Raw genomic sequence first — 5,615 nt, 5'->3', positions numbered from 1 at the left:
TCTTCCGATCTGGTGCCGCTGCAGCGGGTACCCCCTCCGCGCCTTTGAAGCTTAACCCGAACGATCCGCTGGCGGCGGTTCAGGGTAATTGGCGTGCCATCCTTAACCGAATGAACGTTCCGGGTGCGGCGGAGCAGCTGATGAAGGTTCACCCCGCCCGCATGGACGGCACGACCCTGTACGTGAGCGCCGACATTGCGACCCTACGCGCGGTCAAGGGCTTTGTGCCCGAGCTGACCGCCCGCGTGAGTGAGTTCCTGCGCCGTCAGGTGACGATTCACGCTCAGGTGGCGAAGCCCGGTGAGCAGGTTAAACCCGCGGTTCAGCCTGCCCCTGCTGCTCAGTCCGCCGCTCCGGTGGCGCCTGCCCCGCAGGCGCCTCAGCCGCCCGTCCAGCAGACTCCCCCACAGCCCTCTCAGCCGGCACCTCTGGCTGATGGTCCGCGCGGCGGTGAGGATGCGTGGCGTCGCCACGGTCAGCCGCTGACCGGCGCAAACACCCCCGAGTCTACGAGCGTGGATGCGCCCCTGGGCGCGTGGGAAGTTGCCCCGATTCCGCAGAGCGCCCCCGAGGAGGCGCCTCAGCAGGCGGCCCCGCAGGCACCGGCTGGTCCGCTTGCGCCTGAGCCCCCGCTTCCTCAGCAGGTTCCGGCTGCTCCGGCGGGTGGTTTTGGTGAGCGTGATTCCTTTGCAGCCTCCGGTAGTGGAGTTCCGCAGCAGAAGAGCGCACAGGAACCCCAGCATGCCCCAGATTCTCAGCGTGCGCAGGAGCCCCCTCACGTGGAGGAACCTCCCTATGAGGAGGAGCCCCCTTTTGAGGATGAGCCTCCCTACGCTGAACCGGTTGAGGCACCCGTCCCTCCCGCAATGCCCACTGCGCCCGCATTGCCTGCTGAGCCTGTAGCACCGGCGGGTCCGCTCGCAGCTCCGGTTGCCCCGGCAGGCCCCCTCGCGGCGGGTCCGTTGGCGGAGGCACCGCAGGCAGCGCCGCAGGATTCGGCAACCCCGGTTGAGCCTGCAGGTCCGCTCGCGGCTCCGGTCGCTCCGGCAGGTCCGCTCGCGGCTCCGGTACAGGTAGATCCAGTGCAGGCGGCTCCGGCTGATAATGCTCCGGTAACTGAGGAGAAGTCCGCGCAGCCCGCAACACCGGCGGCACCGGCTCGCCCGGCACGCGCCGCATCCGATGAGGACTACGTCTCTGAGGATGATGAGAAGGTCGAAAACAGCACCTTCATCGGTCTGCGCGCTATCGAAAAAATTATTGGTGGCACCGTCATTGACGAACGCCCCCTGCACCAGCCCTAACCCGGGGTCGTAGGTGCCGCGCCCGCCATCGCACCGATGGCGGGCGCACTCATTCTGGCCGCATACTCGCTACGCGAAACGCACCTAAACTGTCAGGGGTTGGGTGCATACTCATAACGTCGCCCAAACAACACATCAGCACAACACACCGCATTTGAAGGAGAAGCCATGTACGAGGGAGCAGTTCAAAACCTCATTGACGAGCTCGGCCGCCTGCCGGGTGTGGGCCCCAAGTCGGCTCAGCGCATCGCTTTTCACATTCTGAATGCGGATGCTGCCGATATGGCGCGCCTAGCCAACGCCATTTCCACGGTGAAGACCAGCGTAAGTTTCTGCGAGGAGTGCGGTAACGTCTCCGAGACGAAGCTGTGCTCGATTTGCCGTGATGAGCGCCGCGACCCGTCCATGCTGTGCGTGGTCGAAGAATCGAAGGACGTGGTGGCGATTGAGCGCACCCGTTCCTTTACCGGCCGCTACCATGTGCTCGGTGGCGCCATTAACCCGCTGGCTGGTGTGGGCCCGGAGCAGTTGCGTATCCGTGAGCTGGTGTCCCGCCTGGCGGATGAGCGCATCCAGGAGATTATTCTGGCGATGGACCCGAACCTTGAGGGTGAGGCAACCGCAACCTACCTCTCGCGCATGCTCGTGCCACTGGGTGTGCGTCTGTCGCGTCTGGCGTCGGGTCTGCCGGTCGGTGGCGATCTGGAGTACGCGGACGAGATTACCCTGGGCCGCGCGTTGGAGGGCCGCCGCGTCATTAGCGAGGGCACGGCGGTGGCTCATACTGCCGCCGAGGATTTTGAGCGCGTGAACCGTGAGGAGGAGCAGGAGCGTGAGCAGGCAGCTCAGGTTCAGGCTCAGGAGGCGAAGCAGACTCGCCGCCGCTGGAATTCGAGCATGTTTGATGACCTGGATTCTGAGGATTCTGCCCGTCCCCGCGCGGAGGCACCCGTCGCTGGGGGTGTGCAGGGCACGGTGGATGAGCAGCTGATTGAGCGGGTTCTGCGGGAGGCTGAGGAGTCCAAAAACGAGGTCTCCCCCACCGATTCTGCTGAGGCTCAGAGCACCGCAGAATCCACCCCTGACCTGGGCGAAGACTCCGGCGAGGGCACCCCAGACGCTCCGGCGAGTGCCGCCTCCGAACCGGCTGAAGCGTCCGTAGCCGAGCAGGTAGAAGATGCGCCGGAGGTGTTCCGCACCCCCGACTATGAGGAGAAGATCCGCACTATTCAGAACGCCCCGTTGCGTACCCCTAAGCCGGATGTTCCGCCGCTGCCGGGTGTCACGTACGTGAACCCGTGGACCTAGAAACTCGCCTCTGCGGGCGTGCTGTACTCGCATGCCCACCCCGCATCACCGCCCCGTAACACTACGTAATATTTCACGAGGCAATACACACGGGCACCCAGTTAGTCGCTTGTGCTGAACGCCGTCTACTATAAATGAGGAGCCGGTGTCTGCCGGCAGCACACAAGTAACTGACCTGGAGATATCAATGAGCCTGATCGTCCAAAAGTTCGGCGGTTCCTCCGTAGCGGATGCGGAGGGCGTCAAGCGCGTTGCCCGCCGCGTCGTGGACACTCAGAAGGCAGGTAACGATGTGGTCGTCGTGGTGTCCGCTATGGGCGACACCACCGATGAGCTGCTCGACCTTGCCGCAGAGGTCACCAGCAATGTCACTCCTTCGCGTGAGCTGGACATGCTGCTGACTGCCGGTGAACGCATTTCGACCGCCATCCTGTCGATGGCTATTAACGACCTGGGTGCTAAGGCCCAGTCTTTCACTGGTTCTCAGGCTGGCATGATTACTGACGGCGTGCACGGTTCTGCGCGTCTGGTGGAGGTCAACCCGGATCGTATCCGTGAGTCGATTGAGGCTGGCAACATTGCGATTGTTGCTGGTTTCCAGGGTATGAACCGTCAGAGCGGCGATATTACGACTCTGGGCCGCGGCGGTTCTGATACGACTGCTGTTGCTCTGGCTGCTGCTCTGAACGCTGATGTGTGCGAGATTTACTCGGATGTTGACGGCGTTTTCACTGCCGACCCGCGCATCGTGCCGACCGCGCATAAGCTGGACACCATCACCAGTGAAGAGATGCTGGAGATGGCGGCTAACGGTGCGAAGATTCTGCACCTGCGCAGTGTTGAGTATGCTCGTCGTTTTAATTTGAAGCTTCACGTGCGTTCTTCGTTCTCTAACCTTGAAGGCACTATTGTGGTTCCGGAGGAGTCCGCGGAACTGACCCCCACCCATCTGAAGGAGATTCCCTTGGAGCAGCCCCTGATTTCTGGTGTCGCGCACGATCGCACCCGCGCAAAGATTACTGTTGTTGGTGTTCCGGATGTTCCCGGTTCGGCAGCTAAGGTGTTCGGTCTGATTAATGAGGCGAAGGTTAACCTGGACATGATTGTTCAGAACGTTCCGACTGACCGCCCCGGCGTGACCGATATTTCCTTCACCCTGGATCAGGATCAGGGCCCCACCGCGCTGAAGGCGCTGGAGGCTGCTAAGGCTGAGCTGGGTTTCCAGGAGGTTATTTACAACGAGTCGGTTGGTAAGCTGTCGCTGGTTGGCGCGGGCATGAAGACTAACACGGGTGTTTCGTTCACTTTCTTTGAGGCCCTGTCGAACGCTGGCGTGAACATTGACATGATTTCGACTTCTGAGATCCGTATTTCGGTGATTACTGAGCTGAGCAAGCTGGATGAGGCTGTTCGCGCGGTGCACACTGCGTTCGGTCTGGATGCTGAGGGCGAGGCTACTGTTTACGGTGGTACTGGCCGCTAGGGTTTAGCTCGTTTGTGGGCTGTACGCTTCGGGAGGGGCGGTGCTGGGTTTTCTCAGCACCGCCCCTCCCCTTTTCTGTTTACAAATGAAATAACTGAAACACTTTACAGTTATTTCAGATACAAGGTAGAGTTATAGCTACTGGACTACATTTTGCGAGGTTCTAACTTACTTGAGCTAAGCACCAAATGCAATCCAGTAATACAAGGAAGGAACAAAGATGCCCAACACCCAACTCCTGCAGGAGGAAACCCTTAATCAAGCCCAAACCGAAGCAAAAAAGCTACTCGGGGACTCAAACGAAACTGCCGTTACTCTGACCGTTTCAGGGAATGAAAGCCAGGAAATCGGTGATGCGCTTAGCCAAGTTATTCAACAGGTTTTGCATGCTTTAGCACAGGGCCAGCGCATCGAGATTCAGACCAGCCCACAGTACTTGACCACTACTATGGCAGCTCGTCGCATTGGCATCTCACGCCCGACCCTTATGAAGGCTATTCGTTCCGGCGAGCTCCCCGCGTTCAAAGTAGGAAGTCATTTCCGCATCCGCACCGGGGACGCAGAAGTTTTCCGCAAGACCCTTTTGGAGAAGACCATCGCTCAGAAGGAACAAGCTCTCAAAGATCTTTGGAAATTTGAGGAAGAGAACAATCTCAACGACATTATCGGAGGACCTGCGTGGTAGAAGAGAGTACATTATCAGATGCTGAATCTGTCCTACTGGATACGAACATTCTGATGTCTAAGACTCTTCGCGATTGGATTCTCCTTTTGACAAAGGAGAGTGACTACAGATTTTTCGCTCCATACGTATCCACCGGAATCATGGATGAGTTTGGATACCACACACGCCGAAAGGACCCAATGATTCATGATGCAAAAATTGAGAAATGGAAACAACAAATCCTGACATCCTGCAAGTCCCTAATCGCAGGTTTCCCTGTTGAACCAGTTGCTGGCTTTCCCGATATAAACGATCTTCATGTGCATGCTGCTGCCCAACACGGCGGCATGCACGCATTAGTCACCGATGACCGCAAACTGCTCGATTATGCTTCCACGGAAGAAGCTCAGAATATTCAAAATTATGAGACACTCAGCGCGGATGATTTTCTGATGCAGTTCACCGAATACGCTCATCCCTCCTTATTTGCCGAGGTCTATCTTTCCCAGGAATCTTATGCTCACTCTAAGGGATTCACGGAGACTGATATTCCTCGCGCACTTGAACGAGCAGGAGCGGGTCAATTTGCCCGTTATCTTCGGACTGCAGTGATTAATAGCCCACAGTTTGTCGATTTTGAACGTGAGTTTAAAGCCCGGTCTTCTAGTAGCTAGGTAGACATTGCTACATGCACTACCTCGTCACAGCATCGTTTAGGCTAGAAGCATGAGTAGTGTTGTATTTTCCCAGGTGATGGATGCCCGCGAATGGCGTGCCGCCCAGGCAGCGCATGAGGCGCGTGCCGGCCGCTACGCCGACCTGCTGGACTACGTGCGACTGCCCCGCGTCATCTCCT

4 protein-coding genes and 1 pseudogene are annotated in these 5,615 nt (G+C 58.6%); all 5 read left to right on the top strand.

What is annotated here, in order from left to right:
- A pseudogene (locus Q0216_RS07145) lies at positions 1–1,304 on the top strand (DNA polymerase III subunit gamma and tau); the annotation flags it as partial.
- Between the two features lie 168 nt (positions 1,305–1,472).
- Complete coding sequence (recR, locus tag Q0216_RS07140; RefSeq protein ID WP_298594078.1) at positions 1,473–2,612, top strand: recombination mediator RecR; 1,140 nt, start codon at positions 1,473–1,475, stop codon at positions 2,610–2,612.
- Positions 2,613–2,799: 187 nt separating this feature from the next.
- Positions 2,800–4,095 (top strand): aspartate kinase, encoded by a 1,296-nt coding sequence (locus Q0216_RS07135; protein ID WP_298594077.1) that lies wholly within the window; start codon positions 2,800–2,802, stop codon positions 4,093–4,095.
- A 220-nt stretch (positions 4,096–4,315) separates the two neighbouring features.
- Positions 4,316–4,780, top strand: coding sequence for an excisionase family DNA-binding protein (locus Q0216_RS07130; protein ID WP_005507190.1), 465 nt, complete (start codon positions 4,316–4,318; stop codon positions 4,778–4,780).
- Positions 4,774–5,433 (top strand): PIN domain-containing protein, encoded by a 660-nt coding sequence (locus Q0216_RS07125; protein WP_298594075.1) that lies wholly within the window; start codon positions 4,774–4,776, stop codon positions 5,431–5,433. The genes Q0216_RS07130 and Q0216_RS07125 overlap by 7 nt, the downstream gene beginning before the upstream one ends.
- The last annotated feature ends 182 nt before the right edge of the window (positions 5,434–5,615 follow it).

Source organism: uncultured Rothia sp., assembly GCF_937976295.1.
Taxonomy (GTDB): Bacteria; Actinomycetota; Actinomycetes; order Actinomycetales; family Micrococcaceae; genus Rothia.
The sequence above is the reverse complement of the archived record's forward strand: the minus strand, read 5'-3'. Positions and strand labels throughout refer to the sequence as shown.

Coding starts and splice junctions, on each gene's coding strand:
- recR (WP_298594078.1), top strand. CDS start 1,473: ATGTACGAGGGAGCAGTTCAAAACCTCATTGACGAGCTCGGCCGCCTG.
- Q0216_RS07135 (WP_298594077.1), top strand. CDS start 2,800: ATGAGCCTGATCGTCCAAAAGTTCGGCGGTTCCTCCGTAGCGGATGCG.
- Q0216_RS07130 (WP_005507190.1), top strand. CDS start 4,316: ATGCCCAACACCCAACTCCTGCAGGAGGAAACCCTTAATCAAGCCCAA.